Annotated in this window: 26 protein-coding genes and 1 pseudogene; 2 read left to right on the top strand and 25 right to left on the bottom strand. The window is 43.7% G+C overall.

Annotated elements, in window-relative coordinates:
• Nucleotides 1-62: 62 nt before the first annotated feature.
• Nucleotides 63-416, top strand: a pseudogene (locus X919_RS14510) (lysozyme); the annotation flags it as partial.
• Nucleotides 417-479: 63 nt separating this feature from the next.
• Here the strand turns inward: X919_RS14510 and X919_RS0100940 are convergent.
• The 25 genes from X919_RS0100940 to X919_RS0101075 all read right to left on the bottom strand — a co-directional run bounded on the left by X919_RS0100940 (nucleotide 480) and on the right by X919_RS0101075 (nucleotide 23,187).
• Nucleotides 480-701 carry a DUF7688 family protein gene (locus tag X919_RS0100940; protein ID WP_007366498.1) on the bottom strand — a complete coding sequence of 74 codons (222 nt, stop codon included), beginning with the start codon at nucleotides 699-701 and terminating at the stop codon, nucleotides 480-482.
• A gap of 117 nt (nucleotides 702-818) precedes the next feature.
• Nucleotides 819-1,127 (bottom strand): hypothetical protein, encoded by a 309-nt coding sequence (locus X919_RS0100945; RefSeq protein WP_007366497.1) that lies wholly within the window; start codon nucleotides 1,125-1,127, stop codon nucleotides 819-821.
• A 45-nt stretch (nucleotides 1,128-1,172) separates the two neighbouring features.
• Complete coding sequence (locus X919_RS0100950; RefSeq protein WP_007366496.1) at nucleotides 1,173-1,418, bottom strand: DUF6956 domain-containing protein; 246 nt, start codon at nucleotides 1,416-1,418, stop codon at nucleotides 1,173-1,175.
• Nucleotides 1,415-1,648: a DUF3873 domain-containing protein gene (locus tag X919_RS0100955; RefSeq protein WP_007366495.1), complete on the bottom strand. Its 234-nt coding sequence runs from the start codon at nucleotides 1,646-1,648 to the stop codon at nucleotides 1,415-1,417. Before X919_RS0100955 ends, X919_RS0100950 begins: the two co-directional genes overlap by 4 nt.
• 20 nt (nucleotides 1,649-1,668) lie before the next feature.
• Complete coding sequence (locus X919_RS0100960; RefSeq protein ID WP_007366494.1) at nucleotides 1,669-1,926, bottom strand: hypothetical protein; 258 nt, start codon at nucleotides 1,924-1,926, stop codon at nucleotides 1,669-1,671.
• Nucleotides 1,927-1,950: 24 nt separating this feature from the next.
• Nucleotides 1,951-3,240 carry a PcfJ domain-containing protein gene (locus X919_RS0100965; protein WP_014224642.1) on the bottom strand — a complete coding sequence of 430 codons (1,290 nt, stop codon included), beginning with the start codon at nucleotides 3,238-3,240 and terminating at the stop codon, nucleotides 1,951-1,953.
• Between the two features lie 2 nt (nucleotides 3,241-3,242).
• Nucleotides 3,243-3,665, bottom strand: a complete 423-nt coding sequence (locus tag X919_RS0100970) for a PcfK-like family protein (protein ID WP_007366492.1) — start codon at nucleotides 3,663-3,665, stop codon at nucleotides 3,243-3,245.
• A gap of 13 nt (nucleotides 3,666-3,678) precedes the next feature.
• Nucleotides 3,679-3,900 (bottom strand): hypothetical protein, encoded by a 222-nt coding sequence (locus tag X919_RS0100975; RefSeq protein ID WP_007366491.1) that lies wholly within the window; start codon nucleotides 3,898-3,900, stop codon nucleotides 3,679-3,681.
• Between the two features lie 11 nt (nucleotides 3,901-3,911).
• On the bottom strand, nucleotides 3,912-4,127 hold the full coding sequence (locus X919_RS15780) for a hypothetical protein (RefSeq protein ID WP_007366490.1): 216 nt from the start codon (nucleotides 4,125-4,127) through the stop codon (nucleotides 3,912-3,914).
• A gap of 969 nt (nucleotides 4,128-5,096) precedes the next feature.
• Nucleotides 5,097-5,762, bottom strand: a complete 666-nt coding sequence (locus X919_RS15610; RefSeq protein ID WP_253270058.1) for an ATP-binding protein — start codon at nucleotides 5,760-5,762, stop codon at nucleotides 5,097-5,099.
• 88 nt (nucleotides 5,763-5,850) lie between these two features.
• Complete coding sequence (gene mobV / locus X919_RS0101005; protein WP_028898646.1) at nucleotides 5,851-7,191, bottom strand: MobV family relaxase; 1,341 nt, start codon at nucleotides 7,189-7,191, stop codon at nucleotides 5,851-5,853.
• A gap of 182 nt (nucleotides 7,192-7,373) precedes the next feature.
• Nucleotides 7,374-8,309, bottom strand: a complete 936-nt coding sequence (locus X919_RS0101010; protein ID WP_028898647.1) for a toprim domain-containing protein — start codon at nucleotides 8,307-8,309, stop codon at nucleotides 7,374-7,376.
• Between the two features lie 458 nt (nucleotides 8,310-8,767).
• Nucleotides 8,768-9,958 (bottom strand): primase-helicase family protein, encoded by a 1,191-nt coding sequence (locus tag X919_RS0101015; RefSeq protein WP_028898648.1) that lies wholly within the window; start codon nucleotides 9,956-9,958, stop codon nucleotides 8,768-8,770.
• 4 nt (nucleotides 9,959-9,962) lie between these two features.
• Entirely contained in the window at nucleotides 9,963-10,277 is a 315-nt protein-coding gene (locus X919_RS0101020; protein ID WP_028898649.1) for a helix-turn-helix transcriptional regulator, read from the bottom strand.
• A gap of 174 nt (nucleotides 10,278-10,451) precedes the next feature.
• Nucleotides 10,452-11,375, bottom strand: coding sequence for a DUF6043 family protein (locus X919_RS0101025; protein WP_028898650.1), 924 nt, complete (start codon nucleotides 11,373-11,375; stop codon nucleotides 10,452-10,454).
• A gap of 7 nt (nucleotides 11,376-11,382) precedes the next feature.
• Entirely contained in the window at nucleotides 11,383-12,720 is a 1,338-nt protein-coding gene (locus X919_RS0101030; RefSeq protein ID WP_028898651.1) for a site-specific integrase, read from the bottom strand.
• 582 nt (nucleotides 12,721-13,302) lie between these two features.
• Nucleotides 13,303-13,632: a heavy-metal-associated domain-containing protein gene (locus tag X919_RS0101035; protein WP_025070698.1), complete on the bottom strand. Its 330-nt coding sequence runs from the start codon at nucleotides 13,630-13,632 to the stop codon at nucleotides 13,303-13,305.
• Between the two features lie 31 nt (nucleotides 13,633-13,663).
• A complete protein-coding gene (locus X919_RS0101040) occupies nucleotides 13,664-14,911 on the bottom strand; it encodes an efflux RND transporter periplasmic adaptor subunit (protein ID WP_036916626.1) in 1,248 nt (415 codons plus the stop codon).
• Nucleotides 14,912-14,939: 28 nt separating this feature from the next.
• The gene (locus X919_RS0101045) at nucleotides 14,940-16,214 is read right to left on the bottom strand and encodes a TolC family protein (RefSeq protein ID WP_028898653.1); all 1,275 of its coding nucleotides are present in this window, start codon (nucleotides 16,212-16,214) and stop codon (nucleotides 14,940-14,942) included.
• On the bottom strand, nucleotides 16,204-19,764 hold the full coding sequence (locus X919_RS0101050) for an efflux RND transporter permease subunit (RefSeq protein WP_028898654.1): 3,561 nt from the start codon (nucleotides 19,762-19,764) through the stop codon (nucleotides 16,204-16,206). Before X919_RS0101050 ends, X919_RS0101045 begins: the two co-directional genes overlap by 11 nt.
• A 149-nt stretch (nucleotides 19,765-19,913) precedes the next feature.
• Nucleotides 19,914-20,342 carry an HYC_CC_PP family protein gene (locus X919_RS0101055; RefSeq protein ID WP_253270059.1) on the bottom strand — a complete coding sequence of 143 codons (429 nt, stop codon included), beginning with the start codon at nucleotides 20,340-20,342 and terminating at the stop codon, nucleotides 19,914-19,916.
• Between the two features lie 145 nt (nucleotides 20,343-20,487).
• Nucleotides 20,488-20,859 carry a hypothetical protein gene (locus tag X919_RS16970; RefSeq protein ID WP_036916628.1) on the bottom strand — a complete coding sequence of 124 codons (372 nt, stop codon included), beginning with the start codon at nucleotides 20,857-20,859 and terminating at the stop codon, nucleotides 20,488-20,490.
• 124 nt (nucleotides 20,860-20,983) lie between these two features.
• A complete protein-coding gene (gene argR, locus X919_RS0101065; RefSeq protein WP_028898656.1) occupies nucleotides 20,984-21,457 on the bottom strand; it encodes an arginine repressor in 474 nt (157 codons plus the stop codon).
• 199 nt (nucleotides 21,458-21,656) lie between these two features.
• A complete protein-coding gene (locus tag X919_RS0101070; protein ID WP_028898657.1) occupies nucleotides 21,657-22,292 on the bottom strand; it encodes a septal ring lytic transglycosylase RlpA family protein in 636 nt (211 codons plus the stop codon).
• Nucleotides 22,293-22,431: 139 nt separating this feature from the next.
• On the bottom strand, nucleotides 22,432-23,187 hold the full coding sequence (locus X919_RS0101075) for an SDR family NAD(P)-dependent oxidoreductase (protein ID WP_036916631.1): 756 nt from the start codon (nucleotides 23,185-23,187) through the stop codon (nucleotides 22,432-22,434).
• Nucleotides 23,188-23,303: 116 nt separating this feature from the next.
• Between X919_RS0101075 and X919_RS0101080 the strand changes: the two genes are divergently transcribed.
• On the top strand, nucleotides 23,304-24,452 hold the full coding sequence (locus X919_RS0101080; protein WP_028898659.1) for a mechanosensitive ion channel family protein: 1,149 nt from the start codon (nucleotides 23,304-23,306) through the stop codon (nucleotides 24,450-24,452).
• The last annotated feature ends 294 nt before the right edge of the window (nucleotides 24,453-24,746 follow it).

A 24,746-nucleotide genomic window follows, 5' to 3' on the forward strand; every position in this document is an offset into this window, starting at 1 on the left:
CTTCCGTGAATCTTTGGATAATGTTTGTCTTTAGATAATACGGATTATCAAAAGGTTTTGATAATCCGTACGTGGGCTGGGGTCATCAGGTGCAGCCGGGGGAAAGGTATTCGGCACGCACCATGACGAAGCGGCAGGCGGACGCACTCCTGCGGAAAGACTTGCGTAAGTTCTGCGCCATGTTCCGTAAGTTCGGGCGTGACAGTCTGCTCCTTGCCACGCTCGCCTACAATGTCGGTCCATACCGGCTTTTGGGGAGCGGGAAGATACCCAAAAGCACGCTGATCCGAAAATTGGAGGCGGGCGACAGGAACATTTACCGGGAATATATCGCTTTCTGCAACTACAAGGGGAAACGGCACGCCATGCTGCTCAAACGGAGAAAGGCGGAGTTTGCGCTGCTGTACATTCCGTAACATGGCAAATGCCTGACAAATGAAACTCCGATGAAGCCGCAACTTCATCGGAGTTTCCGCTTTTCATACATTCGGGATTTTTCCTTTGCCGATTACTTCACCGTCCCTGCAATGCTCTATGATGCCGGGCGAAAATCCCATCTCCCCGATTGCGATATGCCGGATATACTCCACATATTCCTGACCTTGAAAAATCCTGCCCGTGAGGTTTTTGAAAATCATCCTTATGCTTGTTCCGTCATCGCTGTGCAGGATGATTTTTCCGTTCTGTCTGATTTCTTCCATGATTGAAACTTGTTTTTGTGAATACTATCGTAGATTGGGACAGCGGTTTCTTTGCTACTTTCTTTGTCCGCCGTCATGCTCACCGAAAGAAAGTAGGGCGGCTTTGTCCGCCGCCACTCAAAAATGGGTGTAGAGTCCTGTTACCATCGTGAACATTTCTTCCAGCATATCGCAATATATGCCATCGTGTGTTTCGATGTCCTTCGTCTTGCACTCGAATGTCTTTTTGCTGAACGTCCTGCGGTAGAAACGCATATTGTAGAGGTCTAAGCCGGCATCGTAGATGATGTCAAGGCGGTTGGCACTCGTCTTGTTCCTCGCAAGGCTCATGCGCAGTCCGTTACCCATATCTATAAAGTCCTTGCTTCCCGTCATGGCGGCAAAGCGTCTGCCGCCTATCTGCTGTAAAATAGTCTTCGCTATCATGCTTTTCTTGGTTGTAGGTTGGCGGTGCGGACACCGCCAACTTGTTTAACATTCTGTTATCTCGGCAATGGGTGTGTTTCGTTTCAACCATTCCATCAGGCACTCCATATTGTACTCGCTTGTGATGACTGCCGTATGGCTGTTGATGGCGGTAAACCTGCTGCTCTCGTAGTCGTCTATCCACCCTTTTAGGGTATCAACTCCCCACGCTTCGGCATCGTCAAAGATGCCGTCCAATACTTTGATAGGCTCACTGAACTTCACTATCAGCGTTTGATAGGCTGCGTTCATCGTCTGTCCTCCTTTCCTTCCTTTGCCGTGAGCCACTCATCCCGTGCTTCTCGGCACTCGTCCAATGTGGGTTTGACACAAGAGAACAACTCTCCGTCTGTGGGGTGGCGGTAGTCGTACTGCACAAGTGTCCGCTTGCGTCTGCCGATACCTAATTGGAAACGCTCGTATTTCTCCGTACCTGCTTCCGTGCAGGTGCTTACTCCGTTGATGGTCATCCGTGTTGCCATAATCGTTGATTTTAGGGTGGTTAAAAATGTACTGACAAAACTCTGTTCTTCATCACCATTTCGGGGTCGCTCGTGTAGCGTTGGTGCAGGTAGAAATGGTGGGAACCGAAGCCGTAAAGGAAAAACCTGTCAAGTCCGTGCTTCTCGGCAAAGTTCTTTACACTCCGTCTTAACTGCTCCTCACTCGTTGCAAGAGTGAGGAGGTTCACAAATTCAAGGAACATCGTGGGGATTTTATCGTCCCACAGACAAACCATGCTTTCAATTTTTACTTCCATACTATTGGGTATTATAGGTTGATACTATGCCGCTTCCATCCGCTGGCGGATAAGGTTCACGTTGCTGTTCACAAGGTTTACAATGCGGTCGTGGTACTCGGTATTGGAATTGTGCAAGCCACGACTTTGCACCACTTCCAATGTCTTCAAGGAAACCTCCACCGTTTCTATGCGCTTGCCGTCAATGGTAGCGGATAGGATAAGAGAGTTCTTTTCAAGGAAATAGGAGTTGGAAAACACGCAATGGTGCAGTTCCGTCCCTTCCGCTGCAAACTCCGCAACGCTCTCCAACACACGCACCTGCAAAGTGCCGTCCGTGAAGGCGATGCCGAAGAATATGCCTTTGAGTTTGCGGTATGCCTTCTCGTGTTTCTTCGCTTGGCGGATGCGTTCCTCCAACTTCTTGCGTTCTATCTCCTTGTTGCGCTTGTGCATAAGTCTGTCGTGTTCGGCTTTGAGGTCGGAGGGACAGACGTACTTCGGGCTGTTCGTGTCCTTGCCGAAATGCCGCAGGAGGTCTATGGTGTCACGCCACATGGAGCCGTCAGCAATGGTGTAGCCGTTGCGGATACATATCTTTACGGATGCCCAATACCTCTCTATGTCAAAGGAACTGCGGATATAGTGGCGCAACATGGGGTATTGCCCTGCCTTCAACAGCGTTTCGGCTCGGCTGTCGGAAAGGATAGCCGTGAAAAGGTCGTAAGGCAGTATGTTGTGGTATTCGCCATTGAAGCCGTTGCGTTTCAGTTCGGGTATGAAACGCTGTCGGGGATAGGTGCAGACGGGGTTTATATCGTATGCACGGAGTTTGTTGTTCTTGCGTACCTCCATGTCGCTGTATTCCGCCCATAGGTCGTAGTAAAGTATGGACATTCCACGCAGTCGGGCAATGGTGACGGTTGTGCCTTTGGGCGAAATCCACCTTTGCACCACTTCATAAATGGAATACCCGGCTGCCTGCCCTGCCTTGTATTGGGACTTGACGAAGAAGAAGCGTATCACTTGGTACTGCTTGCAGGTGGTGATGATGCAGAAATACTCGTTCTCGCTGAACACGCTCTTTCGGGTGCGCAACGCTTCCAACTCCATGCCGCAATGCGGGCAGGTGCATCCGCAAACGGTGTCCGCAAGGTTGTGTTCACTCCTCCACGAATGTCCGCACTCGGTGCAGATGTTCGTGCCGTCCGCCCTCTTGATGGCGTAATGTTTGAAGCAATGGCGGAAAGCGTAAGCCCTCTGTGTGGCGGTCAATTTCGGCAGTCGCTCGCTCAATCGTGCGACTTCCTGCTGTATGGGTGTTCTCGGTTTCATAATCAGAAATTGAATAGGTTGGGTTGTTGTACTTCTTGTGCGGTCGCTTTGGTGGCGGTTCTCGGCTTGCTGCGGTTCTGCAACTTGCGGAGTTCCTCCTCTTGGTATCTGCGGACTGCGTTCTGCCGTGCTTCCGCCTTTTCCTCTGCCGTGAGTTCCACAACGTGGTTCACCGCCACTTGGCACTGAATGGGCTTGCCTACCTCTATCTCGTTCTCGTCATAGTAGTGGACGGCTTGCCCGAATATCTCCCCGTCCGTGAAGCCGTTGCAACCGCTCCGCTGCACGTAGTTGAGAATGTAGGTGACACAATCGTCTATGTTCTTGGCAGGGTTGCGGTAGTTCCTCGCAAAGAGCGTATCTTCCGCTGCACGCTGCTCCAGATACATCTGTATCGTTCTCTTGAAATGTTCTGTTCCTTTCATATCGCTGTCTTTTTTAGATTGTCTGTTTCAGTATTTCTCTCCAATAGGTCGGCTCTACCTCGCTCAGAAGGAAGTCTGTAAAGTCCCTCCGTGCGTCCTTGTTCAGTTCTCGGTAGAGTTCACGGAACACGGATATGTTGCCGTTGATGTACGTTTCCACCATGTACACGAAGATGTTGTCCACCTCGTAGTATCTGCACTGCTGCGCTGCCGTTTTGCTGCTTCTCTTTGCCATGTCAGTAGGGGTTAAAGGGTGAATAACCAAAGGATGAAGCCGAAGAAGGCAATAGTGGAAAGGATAGCCACGATTACACCTATCGCCACTCGGAACACTCCGTTTACAATCTCTCTAATAATGCCCCAAAAGATGCCGAACATCCCGAAGGCGGTGCGTACCATCAAGCCGCATATCGCAAGCCCTATGTACTGCGCCATTTGTCTGAAATTTGCCGTTGCCGTCATATCTTCGCTGTTTTTGATTTTTTTGTTTTTTAATGCGGATTCAAGAGCTGAGGGAGTTGAGTTTCAAACTATCTTATCTGCCTCTCGTTTATCCGACATTTTTTTTATGCGTCTTTCTGTCGCATCGGTCGTTTTCGTTTCGGGTGCTTGAAAAGGTAGGGATTAGGGAATGCAAGGTTTTTCGGGAAAAATACTACCCGCAGGGCTGGAGATTTTTTCCGAAAACAGGAGGCTTGACCTTGCATTCCCGTCCAATCCCGGAATTACCTTTGCGCCCAGAACGGAAATGACTATCTGATGCGGCTCACTGAAAGACGCGAAAATGGAGGTAAACGGAAGTGGAGGCAGATTGGACAGGAAAACTTCAAAAGAGAAATCCGTAAAAAAGGGAAAACGCCAAAAGGAAAAGGGACATAGCCGGAGGCGTGAAACCGGGCAAACCACCGGCAAGGAAGTATGATTTTATATGTCTGGCCGAGCGTGTACGGTCGGACGGATAAAATCATTCTTCCCGGTTTGCCTGCCGTGTGTGACGGCTTGTTCCATTTATGGATCGGGCGGTCAGACACGGCTTTCCGCTTACGGCTCAAAGGAACAGTGGAAAAAGAAAAATCGTCAGAAACCCGTAAAAGCACCTCTTTGGCATAAGCACAAAAGAAATGGGCCTTGCATCATTAGTCTAAACTGTTGTTTAGGCGTGAGGTAAAGCCCTTTTCTCCGCTTATGCGTAGTCGGCATACGTTCGACCAAAATCCTTTTGGGCGATGGTGTGCCGACGGACAAAACCGCTTTTACGGAAAAACTTGTATGAGAAGAAAAAATTAGGGAGATTCATTTCAAAATCTCCCGTTTTATTGTTACTTTTGCATACGAAGAGTTCTTTGAAGGTTACGCAACGCGCAGAAGGATGATGCAGTAGATAACTAACTAAATCGTAACCTATTACTATCATGAGCAATTAACCTACGCTCAGTTCCAATAAATTACACTCTTTTCGTAACTTCTATTTACAACTCTCTTCATTTCACCATGGTCTTGATCATAATCTCTTATCTTACCTAAGCTGTCAAACTCATCTAACAAGACAATAGCTTTTTCTTTGTCTGCAGTCTTAAATATTTGGGTGAGATTTTTACTTGTTTCTCCTAACTTCGATGAGACTACTGTACCCAAATTTACTATAATCAATGGACGATCCAATTCGCCAGCTAAAACATAAGCGCTTAACGTCTTCCCACATCCAGACGGACCATGAAGCAATATTTTATTTGAAACAGGAATATCCATTTTTGCGAGAGTTTCAACTTGCTTTCTCTCCTTAATAAAATACTCTAGTTCTTCTTGAATATTGGGTGTACAGACTAAATCCTTCATCGTAAACGAAGACATTACTGTCTGTATGATAAACTCATCAGCTTTACTCTCAATTTCCTTATTCAACCGAAACTCCCTGAGCTTACCTAAAGAATTTCTTCTATCAGTATCTTTAATGATAGAAAGTATCTCTGATGCAAATTTACCTCTGTTATTTTGCTGCGAATATTCTACATACCGATACAGCAAATCAAGTAAACGAGCATTGTCGTTTGCTAAAGCAAATCTTGCAATTTGTTTGATGTAATCAGCCTGTTTCATATGAAGTGTTTCCTTTTTATTTGCAAATATAGCTCATTGTTGTCGAATCTCCAAACGTTCATAAGAAAAATATGGTTCTGATTGCACATTACATTTTCATTACTCCATGTCTTTTTTGAAAAATATTCTGCTCATTTTTCTTCTTCCATTGCTGGTATTTCATTTTAAACCAATCTACTACAGGCAAATCATCAATGAATAACCGCCATTTGTTCTTTGTTTCAAGTTGAATAACATTCTTGATATATGCCACAGATTGCTCGGTAGTAAACTTGCGATTATGCTGCTTGGAGTAAAGCGAACCACTAAAGCTGACCTTTTTGAAGCATGAAATGGCTCGTATCAAGTGCGTAGCAAAACCCATTTGCAAACACTCACGAACGATAGCCTTGAGATCTGCAAGGTAAGGAATAAGTTCTTCCAACTTTCTTTCCTCTTGTTGTTTGCTAATTGAGTATCGGGTGAACTCGTCTTTTATAGTTTCCATCTGCTGCTGATGCATCATTTCAGAAGTAGCCATTTGCTTTTTGAGTGTAGAGATATTCCCTACCAAAGTAGCCTTGTCTGCATTAAGTTGCTTGTTTTCCTCTTCCAATCGTTTCACCTTATTACCTCCAAAAAGAGAAGATACACTATCCGTAATCGATGTTGTGGCAGTTACTGCAGAACTCTTCAGTTTCTCTACTTTAATTCCTTGTTTCACCTCTTTAAGTTCTGATTGAAGCTGTTCTTTGCTTGATTCAAGTGTTTGTAGTTCACTTTGTAGGTTCTCGGTTGCACCAATGAGTGATTTGTAATATTCAGAAGTGGAGATATGTTTGGCTTCTGATCCATCAATACCACGCTGTAAGCCATACTTATTCATGAGCTGGGCATAACTATCTTGGTAATTCTTTAGTTGGTTGCGTGCCATCACATCATCTGCACATAGTCTGGGTGTACCAACTTTCTTCTTTCGGTATTTACGTTTACCATTTTCTTTCTCTTTCTCGGCTTTCCTCCGCTCACAAGTAACAATAGGTACAATCGTAGCATGTATATGTGGTGTATGCTCGTCCATGTGTATAACAGCCGACACAACGTTTTCCTTGCCGTAGGTTTCTTCCAACCATTGTAGATTGTCCTGACACCAGCTATCAAGTTGTCCACAACCTTCTATCCTTTTCATATCCTCGTGTGTTCCTGTGAGCAGAATACGGATTGCTCGTACTTGGTTCTTACCGATCTTGCGAGTAATGCCAGCCGTATTGATGCGGTGGCTAATTGCTTCACTTCGAGAGTGGATTTCATCAGGGAACTCAATGAGTTCTTTGTTTAGGTGAGTGCGACTTTCATCTGCATTCTTAGGATGAATGGTGCGCTCAATATGAGCAGACATACCCGTGTCGGCTCCTTTTGCTTTCTCTAAATGTAATACTGCGTATCCCATAGTCCTTTTACATTATTTGTTTTTACGTTTAGGTTGATGATTCTTTTCGGGGTTTCAAAAGGGGCTTCCCCTTTGCTCATTGGTCATTTTTAGCAGAGGAGTGTAACGGCTGCGTAAAGAAAATGCCCTAATGAGCTATGGTATTTCGCTTGTGAAATATCCATAGGGCAGCAAGCGAGGAGTTATAGCCCTTTTCCCTTTCGTTGTTGTTGAGTGGTAATAGGCTTGTCACAAAGTAGGTCGTTAATGTCCTTATACTTTGAATAAGCCACGGAACCATCTTCTACCTTTGCACCTAACTCTTTAGAGAGTTCAACGTAGGCTGTTTGACCAGCCCTATCGTTGTCGAAAAGACAAACGATGTGTGCGTAGGAGGCTAAAAAGCTCTTTACCTTTTGCAAGTTGGTGACAGAGTTAAGGATAATAATGTCCGAAACTCCAGCTGGCTTGCCATCACTAAAGGTAAAGATGCCCTTTCCTTGCTTTTGCAAGGTCATATAAGAAAGGTAGTCCATAAAACCCTCAAATATCAAACAGATGTTGGCTTGCTCTTGTGCCTTGACAATTGTAAATGATTTAGGTGCTATGCAGCCTTTGAAGAAAGAGTTGCGCAGTTCGTAGCCGCCAATCTTGTTAGCAAAGCCTATAGCAAAGTAGGTTTTATCCTTATAGGTAAAATGTAGTTCTACACATTCCTTTTGAGCTATCGCAATATCCACTTTGCGCTCCGCGAGGTAACGAAGTAAGGCAGGGTGAGATAGTTCGCAGACTTCTATGTTCTTAAAAGCAGGTTCTTCTGGAGTAGTAATCCTTGTAGGTTGGTAGGAGTGATAGTTCATAGTGGATATGCCTGGAGCTAACTTTTCTATTTGCGCAAGCAGATAGGAAATATCTCTTGAATGATATAACTCTTCTGCAAGTGCGATGATACTACCACCTTTGCCAAGTCCGAAGTCATACCAAAGGTTGAGCTTTGTGTTTACCTTGAATGATGCCTGTGTTTCGTTTCTAAATGGCGATTTATAATATAACTTCTCGCCACTAATTTTGATAGGTGTATGCCCTATACTTTGCAGAAAGTCCTGCAATTTGATATGTTTTGCTGTTTCAATGTTCATAATTGTACGGCTTAGATGTTGTTAGAAAATTGATGATTTGATGCGTTTACTTGTAAGTGCTTGATAATGAGTGTTTATATTATACATCAACTCTTCATCAAAAAAATAGACTAAAGGGGAAGTGATGCTTGTGCAACTATTTCCTTATATCTTTACTCCGTTATTTCACGGTTTCATCTTATCACTATTTACCAGATAAGATATTTTTTCTTGGGGAGCAAGTTGTACTTTTGTGCAGACAAAAGTGCTTGCTACTTCAGGAAGTAGTGAAATCGCTACTCTATGTTCTCAGGATTTACTACTTACCAAAAGAGAAACTTGGCACCATAGTACACTATTTCTCTTTTGGACAGCAATTATACACTTCATCCATGATTTATTTCTGATGGATTTCTGATGAGCATTTATTCTCCTTATATTCAGTAGCTTATATTCTTGTTTCATCAAAATAATAGTATTTATTTCTCTGAAAGTTGTTCGAGAGTGACGGTGTAGTACCGGCCCATTCTCCTTACATCGGAATAATAGTTTGGGCGATTGAAGTCTATCTGGTAGGTGGTGTAGCAAAGTGTATTGCTTGCTGGCTGCAATTTCCAAATATCTTGTACTATCTTTCGCACATGGCTTTTCTCAGCTTTCACTTGCGTATAGTTGAGTAGCGTAACTATGTCGTTTAGGCAGAAAGAATACTCTTTAATATTCATCTGCTTCATGATGTCAATGGCAAGTTCTGCCATTTCAATCTCCAACTTGTTACGATTGCTCCTAATAATTCGTTTTAAAGCTGGTGTTTCCGTGAGTTTAGGATTGAACCACATACGGCTTTCTTCTTGGGTACTTAGTGTGTGATGCTGGAGAAAGAATAGGAAGGCAGGTATTTCTTCTTTGAGCTTCTTGAGAAAATCCGTATCATCAGATTGCAGCTTTTCTATTTTTCTCACCCAATAGCGGGTTTCTCCCATGTCTATGATAAGAGGGAGATACTCGTTGTTGGAGCAGAGTACAAATTTGGAAAAGAAAGCTATTTCAGAGCGGTCTTTTCCTTTGGCCTCCACCTTGTAGGTATGTGTGGTACTTAGGTTCTTTAGTCGCTCACTGTCTTCCCTACGGTTAAGCAGCACTTCATCTACTACGATGATGAGCTTTCCTGCCCAGTCGGCATTGAACTGACTGCGGAAGTCTTCATTGGTGTTAAAGGTTACATTGTCCTTAAAAATGGCTTTAAGGAAGTTGAGAAAAGTACTTTTACCAGTATTGCGCTCCTCTGATACCAATAGAAGAATAGGTAATTTCTGAATGGGTTTTAGATAGAGCAGCTGCAAATAATCCATTCCTAACTCGTACTGTTCACCAAATATGTGCGATACAAGGGCTTCTATGTGTGAGAATGTTCCTTCTTTGGGCTCATGGTCTATCGGCTCATAGAGATTGAGGAAGTTTGCTACAACTGGTTGATAGTTCATATGGTCTGGCAAGGTACAGAAGCCATTGTACTTAGGTACACTTGCCATAAAGTCCTTTCCGTGGTCTTGGCGCAGCGTTTCGTTGTTCCACACGATACGCTTGCGTACAAAGCCACCTCCTAATTTGGGTTGGTCTACCAATTTATATAAGGTGGTACCAACTCGGATATATTCTTCCTTTTCCATAGTATTAGATCTTTGAGGTTGCGTTACCTAAGATTTTCTGCACATCAGACATTCTGTATCTGACCTTGTTCCCTACCTTTATAGGCTTCAGATAGTTCTTCTTACCCCAATGCCATAAGGTAGCATCACAGACTCCACATAGTTGTTTAACTTCTTCCTTAGAAAGGAAGCGTTCCTTCCGTGATTCTTCAACGATAGATGTAAGTTCGTCTTTCGCACGGTTAATAAGGTCGTTGGAAAATGCCAACAAATCCTCACCAGACACCTCTAATCGCACATGTGCGTTAGAGCCTTGAATGATAGATAAAATATCGGTCATATTTTTTAGACTCCACCAGCTTGTTTGACTTCCTGTTGTCGGTGGTTTGCAAACAAAAAGTCGCCACCTCGATTGAGATGACGACTGCAAATTTATATCGTAAAATGATTGATTTTCAACGAATTGCGAAACGTTTAATTCGCTTAAATATTAAACGAATTAAACGAACTGTTATTAGGATAGAAAGGTCTTAAATTCATCTATCGAAGCACGCTCTTTTCCCTTATCCATCAACCTTATTCCTGTCTTTCCAATAGTCTCAGTAAGCTCTTTGTAGGCATCCTGAACACCGCGAAGTCCTATTAAACGAATATTATAATGCTCGGACAATGCTCTATAGAATGGTGCTATATTACATTCGTAGAGCAAGCCCTCTTCTTCCAAAGCAATTTTGAGATAAACAATATCTTTCTCTTTTGGCTTGGTTAATATCCTATCTCTTATCTTAGAAAGCAACTCTTCGTTTGCTCCAGGTTTAAGAAGTTCCTTCAAATTCCTTTCATCCTTTGGTCTGCCACGTTTCTTGTTGGTGCCAGTATTCTTGTTATCACCAAAAGTTATAGCTTTCTCCAACGTTGATTCAATAACAGTATCTGTGGATAGGGAATGCTTATACAATCTAAATTCCTCCCAATCTTCCTTGGTTCTTTCTCCAGAAGATATACTTTTATGAATAATGTATTTGACTAATAACGACAAAATCCATCTATGAACTCTATTAGTCTTACTATTATGAATAAGGCTCTCACCCTGTTCTACCATACACTCGTAGCTTCTGCCATAATATAGCCATGCGAGCATAGCTGGTACTATAGAGTGTTTATCTGTGTTTTGGAACTCATTTACCAAGTTCTCTGCAAGATTTGAATTAGTCAAGATGCTTTCCAAGGAAGAAAAGTCTTTCAAGGTATCATCAGACATTCTCTTTTTTACAGCATCTTTGTATTTGGGAACTAACCTCACTACTAACATGAACACCTTCTGAAACCCTGCACTGTTTGTTCGGTTCATTTCTTCAACAAATGAACCATACTCTTTAGGATGTGCATCAAGCCACTCTTTTATAAGTTGTTTGAAATCTTCAAAACTTCCTTTCATAGCCTAATCAGTCTAAAAGTTTTACTAAATCTTTCTTCATTTCTTCATCAATATCTCTATACCGTCTAAAGGCTTTGCTCCCCTCTTTGTGTCCTGATAATGCGGAAACTAAATTCGGGTCTTTTACCTTCTTATAGATATTACCAATGAATGTGCGTCTTGCTAAATGGCTGCTTGCTACCTCGTACAAAGGGCGTTTTACTTCATCATGTGTCAAAGGGTCTAAGATCGTTACAATCCTATCTACACCTACTTCTTGAAAAATGCGTTTGATAGCCACATTATACTTTTGTTCTGATATAAATGGAAATAACTTTGCACCCCCGTAGTCCTTATAGCGATCTAATATTGTCTTTGCTTTGCTATTCAAGGGTACTCTAACTGTTACAGGATTACCCTCTCTGGTCTTTTTAGGAATATATTCTATAGCCTCATTGACTATGTTTCTCTTGGTCAGCCGATATAAATCGCTAACTCTACAACCTATCAAGGTTTGAAAAATAAAAATATCTCGTTGAATAGCAAGCTGTGGGTGTCCAGATAAATCCGCATCAAATATTTGGTCACGCTCATCTAAGGTAATATAATAAGGTGTTCCATAGGTACATTCATCTAATGGGAACTCATCGAAAGGACGATTTGTTGTTATCTTTCTATCATAACACCATATAAAGAATGTTCTTATGCGAGAAAATCTATCTATCAGAGTGTTCTTACCTCTTGGCAATGGGATACGCTTCTCTGGAAATGCTTCATACAACTTTGGATATTTCTCATAATAGATATGCTCATTTTCAAAGAAATCCCACATATCCCTTAAAGTGTCAGAGGTTACATCATCTACGTCAAGAATAAAATCACGATGTCTACGCTTAACTGTTTTTACATACATTTCGTATCGTGCTAACGAACGCTGAATAACCTTGAAGTTCTTTACCCGCACAGCGGATAACTTATGTTCTACAAGGAATTTAGAGAATAGTTCCAGTAAAGTAGGTTTATTCTCCTGCATCAATTCCTCTTCAGTCTTGTAATGATTAGGATGATGATACTTGTCGATAATCATAGACAACCATTCACTATCAGCTTCTTCAGAATATTGCTCTGTAATTGCAGAAACAATATCTTGAATACTTTGAGATAAATGCAGCTTATTTTCTTCTGAGACGAGTGCAACACGGTCTTTGTACCCTTGCTTCTCACTACTCCAATGATTCGGATTGATAACAAGTTCACTTGCAGCCTTAATATCTTTCTTACCATCACGCAAGCGAAAATAGATTGTTGCCATACTATCTGTATCGTTCTTTTTTGCCGTCTTACGAATGAATGCTGTAACTTTCATAATTAATGCTTTTAGTTCTGCTGCAAAGATAATAAATTGTTCCCAAATTGTTCCCAATCATCCTAAATTTATTTTTATCTTTTTCAATCAGATCAAACGCAGTGTCCTTTTATTGTGTTGATTACAAGATATTTACGTTTAACTATTGAATTTGATAAGATTAATTAAGATGTTCCCATATTTAATATTTCAAATGCGGGTGTGGGTACTATTAAATCCCTTGTAAATCGCTGATTTACAAGGGATTTTTCTTTCTTATTACGTACTAAGAATGAACTTGCTAATAAAACTATTGGGAAGGTGTACGATTATGGGTCAGTAGAAATTTAGTGGGGGATAGCCCAAGTCGTTTGTAATACTTGGTCATCTATCTTGCAACACCACTTTTTTAGGAGGTTTTCTGTATGCTTTTTATTACTTATAAATCCCTTGTAAATTGCCGATTTACAGGGGATTTATCTTTCTCTAATATTCATTGAGGATGAGTATTACAGTCAAGGGTTTTATAAAAACAGACCAACCTTCGAATAGGGGGCGATGATAATCGTTCCTTTATTCGCCGGTTGGTCTGACATTTACTGCTTACTTACGATATTTACAGCATCCAGGGAGTTTGTTATAAGTGGCTTGTGAGGCTTTTATATTACCACTATCGTGACCTGAAGCAGCTACCGCTTTTTGCACTTTCTTCGTGTCAGTCTTGGTGTTGTCATACACAAGCGTGAGCTTTTGTGCTTTTAAATTCCATGTAGCCGACAACACTCCGGGAACAGCTTTTGCGGCTTTCTCTATGCGTGGCTTACACATTTCGTTACATTTCCCGTTTACTGGAATTTCTGTTTTCACTGTTTTGGCCTGCATGGTTGCGCTCATGGCTGCAACAGCAAGCATTGTTAAAATCACTTTTTTCATTTTCTTGTTATATTAAATAAATAAAATAATGTTATTGATCCATCATACTTTCTTTGCCAGCCAGCTGTGCACTGGCATCAACAGTAAAGGTTCCATTCGTCACAATCTCTTCGCCTTCAGCCAAACCATCCGTGATGACATAACCATTGGATAGCGAAGGCCCCAACGTTACACGTCGTAATCTGAAAGTAGGTTGCGTTTCTCCCGTGTCTTTTACATAGACGATACTTCGTTTTCCTGTCCACATCACGGCGCTCTTCGGCACGACAATCTCACCATGATATTGCTTCATGTTGGCCACAATATTGCCCGTCAAGGTCATTTCGGGTTTAAACCCTACACTTGCATTATTTATTTCTACGCGCACGCCAGCCGTTCTACTGGAAGAGTCAATCACGGGATCGACGAAACTTACGCTGCCCGTGAACACTTTTCCTGGCATCGCTTCGGCTGTAAAGTGAATCTTTTCACCAACATGAATAAATGGTAAGTCGCTCTCATACGCTTGGAACATAGCCCAAACCTTGCCGAGATTTGCAATCTTCAGCAACGCTTGTCCTTGTTTAACATAATCGCCTGGATTGATATTCTTTTCAATCACTGTGCCCGAAGTATTAGCCTTCAGCGTGGTGTAGGGGGAGGCTTTGCGTGTATGCATCAGTTGATTGATCTGTGCTTGCGTGATATTCAGCAGTCTAAGCTTCTCAATAGCTGCGTCAATCAGCGGTTTCTTTTGGGGCGATGCAGGGAAGTTCATCGCTGCAATCAATTCTTGTTCAATGGCGTATAGCGTCGGAGAATAAATAACAGCCAATGCTTGTCCACGACTAACATGGTCGCCCAGCGCATTGATGAATAGTTTCTCGATGCGTCCTTCCACGTAAGATGATTGCGTTTGTTCTAAGCGCTGGTCGGGCAATATCTTCCCGAATAGGCGCACTTCTTTGTTTGTTGCTCCGCTGCCAACAACCTCTGTCTCGATATTTGCCAATGCAACGGCCTCATCACTCATCACAACAGCATTGGAATCGGTTGTCGTTGTGCTTTGCTTTTCATCGTTGACAGGGATAAGATCCATCCCACAAATGGGGCATTTCCCTGGGTGATCCTGTCTCACTTGTGGATCCATGGAGCAGGTGTACATCGTTTTTCCTTTCGAATGTTGATGTACATCTGTTGTGTGAGTGGTGCGGAAGAGGATCCACCCTAATAGGAGTCCTATCATTAGCGCAACGGCAAATGATAGCAGGATATGTTTTTTAATGAAATCTTTCATCATCTTTTGCTTCTTTTGGTTATACATTCTTTTACTTCACATCGCGTGCAATGAGCTGGATAGCCTCTGCCGTGATGGTGTTATATTGCGCATTAGCTTCAGCTTTTAAGAGGTCGTAGTCGATGCTTTCGCGTGTTGTTTGAAGAATATCGGTGAGCGATGTCGCCCCCGTAGCATATTCTTTTTGCATCAGTTCGAGCGTTCTGTTGAGCAAACTCACCTCACTCTCATAAAGCTTCAATTTGCGTTTTATATCGTCAGCACGCTGTTCAATGCTGAGATATGTGCTTTGAAGTGCATCCAACTGACTTTGATAATTGTAGGCTGCGCTACGTTCCATGAGTTGTGCACTATGGATAGCCGAAGTAATCTTTTTGCGATAAATGGGGATTGTGACGCTCACCATGGGCATCACCATGTCTTTTCCATTCATATTGGACATCATTGGCATGTCAACTTTCCCATTGAGCATATATTGAAGTCCCACACCTATCATGGGCATACCTTTTGCTCGGGTCTGTTCTTCCTGTGATTTAAACGCCTTTTGGATAGCTGAATACTGTGCAAGTTTGGGATTGTTTCGTTCAATCTCTGTCCAATTAAAGGTGGGCATCTGTCGTAATGGGATGGAAACGGGTAGGGACAAAGCTGCATTTGGCTGCCGATGCAGCGTGATGTTGAACTGCTGCTTTTGTAAAGTCAGTTGGGTCTCAAGACTTTCCGTTTGTTCTTTCAATCGCTCCTCTTCTGCATCGAGGCGCAATTGGTCGCTCATTTTCGTGTCACGCCCTGCTGTATAGTTCTTATAAAGATAGATAGCCACCTTTTTAATATCGTTTAAAAGCGCGCGTTTCTGTTTCACAGCTTTCACTTTCTCTTGCGTTGCGAGTATGGAATACCATTGTTTCTCAACGCTGAAAGCTGTTGATAAGCTTTTTTCGCGAAACTTCTGGTAGGCCTCTTGCGCTTTATATTCCATTTGTTCGCGACCTGCTTTCAGTGTGCCAAACCATGGAAACATCTGCATAATGGTTATGGTTGCAAGCTGTTTTCCATTGACATGGTGCATCGCTTGTGGGAAAAGGCCGACATTTAGCTGTGGATCGCTCAAGACACCCGCACCTTGTGCATTGGTCATTTGCGCCTGATAGGCCTGATATTCACTCTTCAGCCCAGGATTGTTGCGTATTGCTTCGGCAATATACACGGCCAAACTATCTTCTTTATTGTCTATTCCTGTCGCATAAGCACTGCCATAGCAGGCGAATAGTCCTATGCATAGGAAATATAAAATCTTATTCTTCATGCTCATTTTTGTTTGCAATTATACTTTTCTTTTGTTCACGTCTTAAGGCTGATTCACGCCACCAGCATTGGAAAACCGGCACAACAAACATTGTCATGGTCTGTATTAACATGCCGCCAAAGGTAGGAATGCTCATCGGAACCATAATATCTGAGCCCTTTCCTGTGGATGAAAGCACGGGTAATAGCGCAATAAGTGTTGTCGCAGTGGTCATTGCTGCTGGGCGAATACGCTTCATTCCGGCTTCAACAACAGCCTCGCGAATCTCTAAAGGACTATGGGGTTGTCGTTTTAAGAACACCTGATGGATGTAGGTTCCCATCAAAACACCATCGTCTGTAGCGACGCCAAAGAGTGCGATAAAGCCTACCCAAACGGCAACACTGAGGTTGATTTGTCCCATACCAAAGAGGGTTCGCATATTCACTCCCGCGATATTGAAGTTTAAAAACCAGTCTTGTCCGTAGAGCCAAATCAGGATAAAGCCGCCCGCAAAGGCTACAAAAACACCCGAGAAGTGTATCATTGAGGCCGTGACGCTTTTAAATTGGAAGAAAAGGACCAAGAAAATGAGAATCAACGCAATAGGAATGACTACCTGAAGGCGTTCTGCAGCATGAATCTGTTGCTCGTAAGTGCCCGTAAATTTATACGTGACGCCCTTAGAAAGTTTAATCTTTCCATGAGCTACAAGCTCGTCAATGTGTTTTTGAGCTGCATGAACAACATCCACTTCTGCCTTGTTTCCCACCTTATCAAACGTGACATAGCCCACTAAAAACGTGTTTTCACTCTGAATCATCGTCGCGCCTTTGACGAAATGAAAAGTTGCCAATTCGCCTAAAGGAATTTGTGTTCCGTCGGCTGTTGGAACGAGTATCCCGTTTAACACCTCGGGGTCATCTCGCAATTCACGTGCATAACGCACACGGATAGGAAATCGTTCGCGCCCCTCAACGGTGTTTCCTTCAGCCATTCCACCGATAGCTGTCTCGATAACACTTTGCACAGTCCCCACTTGAATGCCATAACGTCCGAGTTTTTCTCTGTCGAGATGAATCTCTATATAAGGTGCTCCTTCAGCACGATCATAATACACTGAGGATGGACTGATGTCGGGTATCGCTTTCAAAGCCTTCTCCATTTGTAAGCCTGCCTGCTCAATCGAAGCCAAATCAGGACCATATATCTTTAATCCCATAGGGGCTTTCATTCCTGTTGACAGCATCACTTGCCGGGTTGCAATGGGTTGTAGTTTCGGACTTCCTGTCAATCCTGGCAAATTAGAGGCCTTAACAATCTCTTGCCAGATATCATCTTCATTTTTAATTTTATCTCGCCACAGGCGTATGTAGTTGCCATTCTTGTCGCGAATGCGTTGGCCATCATCATCCAATTGGTATTCGGGTTTGTAGTTGATGGTTATCTCATACATTTGAATAGGTGCCGGGTCGAGAGCACTTTCCACACGTCCCCATTTGCCAACAACCGATTCTACTTCGGGAATGGCTTTTATGCGCTGGTCTAAAATCTTGCAATTCTGTATGTTTTCTTCAACACCACTGTGGGGCATACTTGTGGGCATGAGCATGAAAGTGCCTTCGTCTAAGGTGGGCATAAACTCACTTCCCGTCTTTGTCCAAATCATTCCGCCGGCAATCAGGGTCAATATGGGGATAGACATAAACTTCCATCGGTGGTTTAAACACCAGCGAAGGATTTGCTCATACTTGAGCACCAGCAGCCAAAGGATAGATAGGATAGCCCCCACCGTAACGATAACAAACAGTAAATTGAGCAACGTTCCATTCTGGGGACCTAAGGGAAGCCACACACTTGAAAGCTCATAGGCAGCTAAAAGCACCACAATGGCAATAATCAGCATGTTAGTGCTGACCGTCCAATGCCTGATTTTGAAGGTGCGTGGCACACGTTTTTTGAAGACTTTCAATGTCCATCGTTTTGGAATCCTTAGTGAGAAAATCCAGTAAGCCAATGTCGGGAGGATTAAAATGCCTAAGAGCAGGGCCGATAATAGGGCAAAAGTCTTTGTGAAAGCCAATGGATGAAACATCTTTCCCTCTTGTGCCTGCATGGCAAATACAGGTAGAAAGCTGATAATCGTAGTACCCATGCCCGTCATAACTGCTCCTGAAACCTCATGAACAGCATTCAAAATCAATGCTTCTAATTGCTTACCGCGAGCATTAGGAGCAGTGCTCAGATGACGAACCACATTTTCCATGAACACAACCCCTACGTCAACCATCACACCAATGGCTATAGCGATACCACTAAGTGCCACGATATTGGCTTCAATCCCTAAGAGTTTCATGACGATAAACGTGGTTAATACAGCCAAAGGCAGCATGGTTGCAATCACGAAAGAAGCGCGTAGGTTGAGCACCAGGATAAGAACAACAATGATACAGATGAGAATTTCGTGCATCAGTGAGCTCTCAAGTGTGCCAATCGTCTCTTTAATCAATCTGGTACGATCGTAAAAAGGCACGACGGTGACGCGTGATTTAGAGCCATCTTTTAACGTTTTCTCAGGCAGCCCCCCTTGCATTTCGGCAATCTTTGTTTTCACATTGTTGATGACTTCCATGGGATTGCTGCCGTTACGTGCCACGACAACGCCGCCCACAGCCTCTTGCCCTTCCTTGTCAAGTCCGCCACGTCTGTCGCCAGGGCCAAACGAAACCTTAGCCACATCCTTAACTCTTACAGCAACACCATGGCGATCTGTGATGGCAGCCTCTTCCAAATCTTTCAGCTTTTTGACGTAACCGAGGCCGCGAATCAAATATTCTGCGCGGTTCACTTCCATTGTTCCCGCGCCTACATCTATATTCGAATTCTTCACAGCCAACATGACTTGTACGAGATTCAGACCGTAAGCACGCATAGCTTCTGGGTCAAGATCAACCTGATATTCTTTCACATAACCACCTACTGAAGCCACTTCGCTGACCCCCTCAGCCGAACTTAATTGGTATCTTACATAGTAGTCTTGAATGGTTCTCAATTCCTGAGGATCCCAACCGCCGGCAGGTTTCCCCGTTTTGGGGTTTCGTCCTTCGAGCGTATACCAATAAATTTGGCCTAATGCCGTGGCATCTGGCCCGAGTGTTGGTTTCACTCCTTCGGGCAATAAACCGGCAGGAAGCGAGTTGAGTTTTTCCAAAATGCGTGACCGGCTCCAATAAAAGTCGACATCATCATTAAAGATAATATAGATAAACGACATGCCGAACATTGACGATGACCGAATGGTCTTGACGCCGGGAATTCCTAATAATGCCGTTGTTAGGGGGTATGTGACTTGCTCTTGAATATCTTTTGGCGAGCGTCCCATCCAATCTGTTGCGATAATCTGTTGGTTATCACCGATGTCAGGGATAGCATCTACGGCCACAGGATTGCGTGGTATGAGACCGCTATGCCAGTTAAAGGGGACAGTAGACAGCCCACCTACTATGATAAATATCAACACAAGTGCCGTGATTAAACGGTTGTGAAGAAAGTATCCAATAATTTTGTGCATTGAATGTACTTGTTATTTAACGACCTCACCCGTGCTAAAGACTCATCAAAAGAAAAGCATCGTCCAATCGTATCTGTACAATCAGTCTCTTTTCTTGTGAAAATCAAACTTTCGGTTCGGTCAAATTATACCATAAATAAATGTTGAAACTAAACTTGTTTCATCGTAGGAGGAGCCCGAAGTCCGCTATACGGAAGGTAAAGGCAGCCCAAGTAGGAGTTAACATACGCATAAGCGTTGCCGTTGCTGCCCTCCTCTGCAGGTATGAAGTTAAATAATAAGTAATCAAAGTTGATGGTTACGCCATGAAACCAATCGTTGGCCACGAGCAAAGGATGCACCTGTGGCGTGCTGCTTTGCATGAATTGCTGGTGCAGCTGGTAATGATGCGCAACATGCTTACACATCGGACAGCCCGTATTCTCATTGCAAGAGTCAGCCATCTCCTGTCCAGCTTCTGTCTTAAAATGAATGCCATTTACGGTCATGCCTATCAATTCACTATCGCAATAGTGAATATTCACGTTTACTCCCGATACACTTACCAGGAAAAACAGCAGCATTATGATGGATAGCATTCGCCTCATTTCCATGCAAAGTTAGGCATTTTTACTTGGAAAAATGGAGTGCGACATTCTTTTTTTGTTTCTTTTAACGAGAACAAATAATGCTTAGTAAAGGAGTATCTTACCTTTCTTTTTGAACAATAATTTGTACTTATCTTTAGTAGGTTGCATGAGAAACACTATCCCTATTGAAGATAGTTGTAGGCAAGGAGTCTGGCGTTTCAGAGGGTTGGCGTGTGGGTTCTTGCTGTTGTTCGTAGCGTTTCGCTTTACGTTGTCGGCGCGTTTCTGTAGCACTTTCCACACGTTTGTCAGCAGCTTTCCCTATGGCTGCACCCACAGCAGCACCACCTGCCATGCCAATAATAGTTCCAAGGTTGGAACCTCCATAGCCTCCTGCGATTCCTCCGATAGCACTTCCTAAAACAGATCCTATAGAACTCCCCGTGTAGGCACCTGCACCCATATAGCTACCGCAGCCACTCATTAAAAATCCTATGCCCATTAAGCACGTTATAAACTTCTTCATTCTGTGCTGATTTTAATTTAGAATAACGAAAAGATACTATTTTTTTACGATTGGAGCGTTCGGTATCCCTATCAGAAAAGGAAATTTTGAGTTCTACATAAAACTCATGATGCGCGCACTATCTTTACATAAAGTTTAGGATACTATTCAAGTTTTCCTCAACTTCCTCGTGCGTGCAGTGCTCATCAATCACGATAAAAATCGTATCATCGCCTGCTATGGTTCCTAAAATCTCAGGAATGTCGGCATTGTCAATATTATAAGCCAAGCTACTTGCATAGCCAGGACGCGTTTTGATGACGCCCATATTACCCGAAAAATGAATCGAAATAAATCCCGGTGTATGCAGCATCTCGCGTGCAGAGAGTGGTTTGTGCACGCGTTTGTACATTGTTTCATTCGGCAATACATACACATATTCGCCATTCATGCTGGCTGCTTTGGCCACTTTCAGTTGTTTGAAATCGCGGCTTAGTGTGGCTTGTGTCACGTTATAGCCTTCTTTCCGTAGGGCTTGTAGCACTTCATGCTGGCTACTTAGCTCGTGACTTGAGATAAGCATCTTTAAGGTTGCCAAGCGTTCGTTTTTCTCTTTCATCGTGATGTATATTTATTCAGTAATCGATTGCAAAAGTATACATATCTTATGAAAGTGCCAAATAAAACATATCTCAACTGCAATTTTCGTCAAAGAAGTTGTTTGAAATCACAAAAAATGGATTTTTATGTGACAAAGTTACTTTTATTTTTAATGCAGTTTTGTCTACTCGCAGTGGGCTTATGAGAGAATTTGTGAATTAGAAAATCTTTTTGATGCGTTCAAACACCTTGTTCCATTTGTTTTCTTTGTCCTTCTTGCTCGGCGTCTTGGCTGGCTTTTTCGTGTCGTTGGGATTGATGATAGCCGCTTTCCCCTGTTGTTTTTTACGGTTGTTTGCAATCTTCTTGCCATCATTCTCAATCTTGTCGTCAACCATGTTGTCGCGTCCCCGCCAGTCATCCACCATGCTATAGCCTTGTGTAGCCATCTCTAAATCGAGTTCAGGCAAATCAATTGTGGGTTCATCGTCATAGGGAACACCACGATTATAGCGTTCAACGGTTACGGTTGCCACACCTGCAAAGAGCATATCAAGTTGTTTTGCGGCCGCATAAGAGAGGTCGATGATACGTCCTTTCGCAAAAGGTCCGCGGTCAGTGACACGTACAACCACCGTATTCCCATTGTTCAAATTGGTCACTTTGAGTAGGGTGCCAAACGGATAGGTGCGGTGTGCACAGGTCAAACTGTCGTGATGCAGTCGTTCTCCGCTTGCTGTTCGTGCGCCGGTGGCGCGCTTTGAGTAAAATGTTGCTTTTCCTTTTTGTTGTGCATGTGCCGTGATGGCTATTAACATGAAAAAGAAAGCGATGAGCAGTTGTTTATTATTCACAGGCTTTTTGTCTGATTAATAATTCTGTGGACGCAAGTTCTCTGCTTGAATTTGCGCTGCTGTGCACCCTAAAAAAGTGTTGTCTTAGCGTGCTTCAGCGGTGCAAAGATACACATTATATCTTAAAAGACCAAATCTTTCAGTGCAGCATGCGTCCCACGTAACGCCATAACCCGTTGGGAATCAGTCGCCAAAGGCCTGTAACCACGCGCCATCGCCAGTCGATGATGCACACATGTCGTTGCCGTCTGATGGCCTTCTTTATGCTTTTGGCCACACGTTCCACTGGCATCAACATGGGGAACTGCGTCGTTCCTGTGAGTAAAGGCGTATCGACAAAGCCTGGACGAATGTCAGTAAACCTGAGGTTGAGTCGTTGTTGGTAGGCTAATTGTTCCAACGCTTGCAGGTAAGTGTTTTGTAATGCCTTTGTTGCGCTGTAGGCAGGTGCCGGACCTAACCCCTTTGTCCCTGCAATAGAACTGATGCAAACGATGTGCCCTTTGCGCTGTTTGGCAAAATAGCGATAGGTCGTTCCCACCATTCTGATGAAGCCAACGGCGTTGGTTTCGGCAGTTTGGAGCTCTTTCTCGGCCACAAGCGTCGGATTTTGCCAGCCAATGCCAGCCGCATGCACATACACATCCACACCGCCCATTTGCTGAAAGAGCGCCAAGAGTTGCGCTTCAGCGTGCGCATCGTTCACGTCGATAGGGGCATAAAAACAGCGTTCGGGTGCTTGTTGCTGCAGCTGTTGTAGCGGTTGGGTGCGACGTGCAGCCAATCCCACCATCCAACCGTGTGCAATCAACCGTTGGGCAAGGGCGTAACCGATACCACTACTGGCGCCCATGATGACAGCCCTTTGTGGCTTTTTGTGTCCATTCTCTTTCATCTTCTCCTCATTTTGGTTGTTCGCAAAGATAGCCAAAAACATAAATTAAACCTCATCCTATCGCTTTTTTCTCTATTTTCTTTTACCTTTGCCACCTATTTATATAGATAGCAGAAATGGAAACCATTCGTTTGTTTGTTGAACGGCTCATCGTGGCTTGTGGCATCAGTGGCATCTCAGTGCCCATTGTACGCCACATTGTTTTGGCACTTGTTGTGGTCATTGTCGCCTATTTGAGTTTTGTGATAGGGCGACAGCTCATCCTGTTTCTCACAAAAATCGTGATGAAGAAGGGCACACAGTGGAATCCGCTGTTGCTTTTGTCGGTGAGTCGCATCATTCCGGCCATTGTTGTGCGGGCACTCATGCCATTGGTTTTCTATCAATATCCTTGGGTTCGTTTGTCGTTGTCACGTGCCACGGCGGTTTATATCACGGTGATGGCGACCTTGGCCGCTGTGGCACTGTTGAACAGTTTTGAAGGGAATGAGGGGCAGAACCCCACCGCTACGCAGCAATATTTCAAGTCTTTTCGGGGAGTTTTGAAGATTGTCATCTTCTTTTTGGGTGCTATTGTGGCCATAGCCCTTCTCATAGGACGCAGTCCCATGACGCTCATTGCGGGCTTAGGTGCTACCTCTGCCGTGTTGATGTTGGTGTTCAAAGACACTATTTCAGGTTTGGTGGCCGGCATTCAACTGACGAGTAACAACATGGTGCGCAAAGGAGATTGGATCACTGTGCCCAATTCGGCCGTCGATGGTGTGGTGGAAGAGATCACGTTGACCACGGTAAAGGTGCGCAATTTCGACCACACCATCGTCACGGTTACACCACAGACCTTGGTTTCTGACTCGTTTCAAAACTGGATGGGCATGCAAAAGAGTGATGGGAGACGTGTGAAACGTAAGGTGTTTTACGATTTCCGGCACATCAAGTTGGCGACAGATGATTTGAAAAAGCAGTTGGTAGAGAAGGGCTATTTCACGGCAAACGAGTTGCAAGGTGAGCAAGTGAACATGGCACTTTATCGCCGGCATGTGGAGCGGATGTTGGCACAGGATGCCCGTGTGAATCACCATTTGAGCTGTCTTGTGCGCCAGTTAGAGGCGACGAGTACCGGCCTTCCGCTTGAATTTTATTTCTTTCTCTCGGATAAAGAGTGGGTGGCTTATGAGCATCAGGTAGCCGATTTGATGGAAAAAATCTATGCACTCGCTGCCGATTTCGATGTGTTGATTTATCAAGCAACACCGCAACAATAAGCCATGACCATCACAGGGACACCGCTTGACCGTGTGTTGCCGCTGCAATGGCTATGCTTTTTCTTTGCAATGTGTGCTGTTTTGCGCAGCAATCTCTATTACTTTTGCCATAAAAATGGGCTGTTTTTGAGGCTCTTTGTGGGATTGTTTTGTTGAAAGGATAGGGACTATTCTTGGTTCTTCTCTTATCGGTTCCCATTTCTTCCGCGAGTTTGGAGGGTAAGATAAACATATAAATTGTTTTAGCGACCTTTGTTTTTCAAAATAAACGGGCGGTGCATCGGGCTTGTTGGT

The organism is Prevotella sp. HJM029, from assembly GCF_000599605.1.
Taxonomy (GTDB): Bacteria; Bacteroidota; Bacteroidia; order Bacteroidales; family Bacteroidaceae; genus Prevotella.

Excerpts from the sequence above, each read along its gene's own strand:
- X919_RS0100940 (WP_007366498.1), bottom strand. The coding sequence starts at position 701 with ATGGAAGAAATCAGACAGAACGGAAAAATCATCCTGCACAGCGATGAC.
- X919_RS0100945 (WP_007366497.1), bottom strand. The coding sequence starts at position 1,127 with ATGATAGCGAAGACTATTTTACAGCAGATAGGCGGCAGACGCTTTGCC.
- X919_RS0100950 (WP_007366496.1), bottom strand. The coding sequence starts at position 1,418 with ATGAACGCAGCCTATCAAACGCTGATAGTGAAGTTCAGTGAGCCTATC.
- X919_RS0100955 (WP_007366495.1), bottom strand. The coding sequence starts at position 1,648 with ATGGCAACACGGATGACCATCAACGGAGTAAGCACCTGCACGGAAGCA.
- X919_RS0100960 (WP_007366494.1), bottom strand. The coding sequence starts at position 1,926 with ATGGAAGTAAAAATTGAAAGCATGGTTTGTCTGTGGGACGATAAAATC.
- X919_RS0100965 (WP_014224642.1), bottom strand. The coding sequence starts at position 3,240 with ATGAAACCGAGAACACCCATACAGCAGGAAGTCGCACGATTGAGCGAG.
- X919_RS0100970 (WP_007366492.1), bottom strand. The coding sequence starts at position 3,665 with ATGAAAGGAACAGAACATTTCAAGAGAACGATACAGATGTATCTGGAG.
- X919_RS0100975 (WP_007366491.1), bottom strand. The coding sequence starts at position 3,900 with ATGGCAAAGAGAAGCAGCAAAACGGCAGCGCAGCAGTGCAGATACTAC.
- X919_RS15780 (WP_007366490.1), bottom strand. The coding sequence starts at position 4,127 with ATGACGGCAACGGCAAATTTCAGACAAATGGCGCAGTACATAGGGCTT.
- X919_RS15610 (WP_253270058.1), bottom strand. The coding sequence starts at position 5,762 with ATGAAACAGGCTGATTACATCAAACAAATTGCAAGATTTGCTTTAGCA.
- mobV (WP_028898646.1), bottom strand. The coding sequence starts at position 7,191 with ATGGGATACGCAGTATTACATTTAGAGAAAGCAAAAGGAGCCGACACG.
- X919_RS0101010 (WP_028898647.1), bottom strand. The coding sequence starts at position 8,309 with ATGAACATTGAAACAGCAAAACATATCAAATTGCAGGACTTTCTGCAA.
- X919_RS0101015 (WP_028898648.1), bottom strand. The coding sequence starts at position 9,958 with ATGGAAAAGGAAGAATATATCCGAGTTGGTACCACCTTATATAAATTG.
- X919_RS0101020 (WP_028898649.1), bottom strand. The coding sequence starts at position 10,277 with ATGACCGATATTTTATCTATCATTCAAGGCTCTAACGCACATGTGCGA.
- X919_RS0101025 (WP_028898650.1), bottom strand. The coding sequence starts at position 11,375 with ATGAAAGGAAGTTTTGAAGATTTCAAACAACTTATAAAAGAGTGGCTT.
- X919_RS0101030 (WP_028898651.1), bottom strand. The coding sequence starts at position 12,720 with ATGAAAGTTACAGCATTCATTCGTAAGACGGCAAAAAAGAACGATACA.
- X919_RS0101035 (WP_025070698.1), bottom strand. The coding sequence starts at position 13,632 with ATGAAAAAAGTGATTTTAACAATGCTTGCTGTTGCAGCCATGAGCGCA.
- X919_RS0101040 (WP_036916626.1), bottom strand. The coding sequence starts at position 14,911 with ATGATGAAAGATTTCATTAAAAAACATATCCTGCTATCATTTGCCGTT.
- X919_RS0101045 (WP_028898653.1), bottom strand. The coding sequence starts at position 16,214 with ATGAAGAATAAGATTTTATATTTCCTATGCATAGGACTATTCGCCTGC.
- X919_RS0101050 (WP_028898654.1), bottom strand. The coding sequence starts at position 19,764 with ATGCACAAAATTATTGGATACTTTCTTCACAACCGTTTAATCACGGCA.
- X919_RS0101055 (WP_253270059.1), bottom strand. The coding sequence starts at position 20,342 with ATGCTATCCATCATAATGCTGCTGTTTTTCCTGGTAAGTGTATCGGGA.
- X919_RS16970 (WP_036916628.1), bottom strand. The coding sequence starts at position 20,859 with ATGAAGAAGTTTATAACGTGCTTAATGGGCATAGGATTTTTAATGAGT.
- argR (WP_028898656.1), bottom strand. The coding sequence starts at position 21,457 with ATGAAAGAGAAAAACGAACGCTTGGCAACCTTAAAGATGCTTATCTCA.
- X919_RS0101075 (WP_036916631.1), bottom strand. The coding sequence starts at position 23,187 with ATGAAAGAGAATGGACACAAAAAGCCACAAAGGGCTGTCATCATGGGC.
- X919_RS0101080 (WP_028898659.1), top strand. The coding sequence starts at position 23,304 with ATGGAAACCATTCGTTTGTTTGTTGAACGGCTCATCGTGGCTTGTGGC.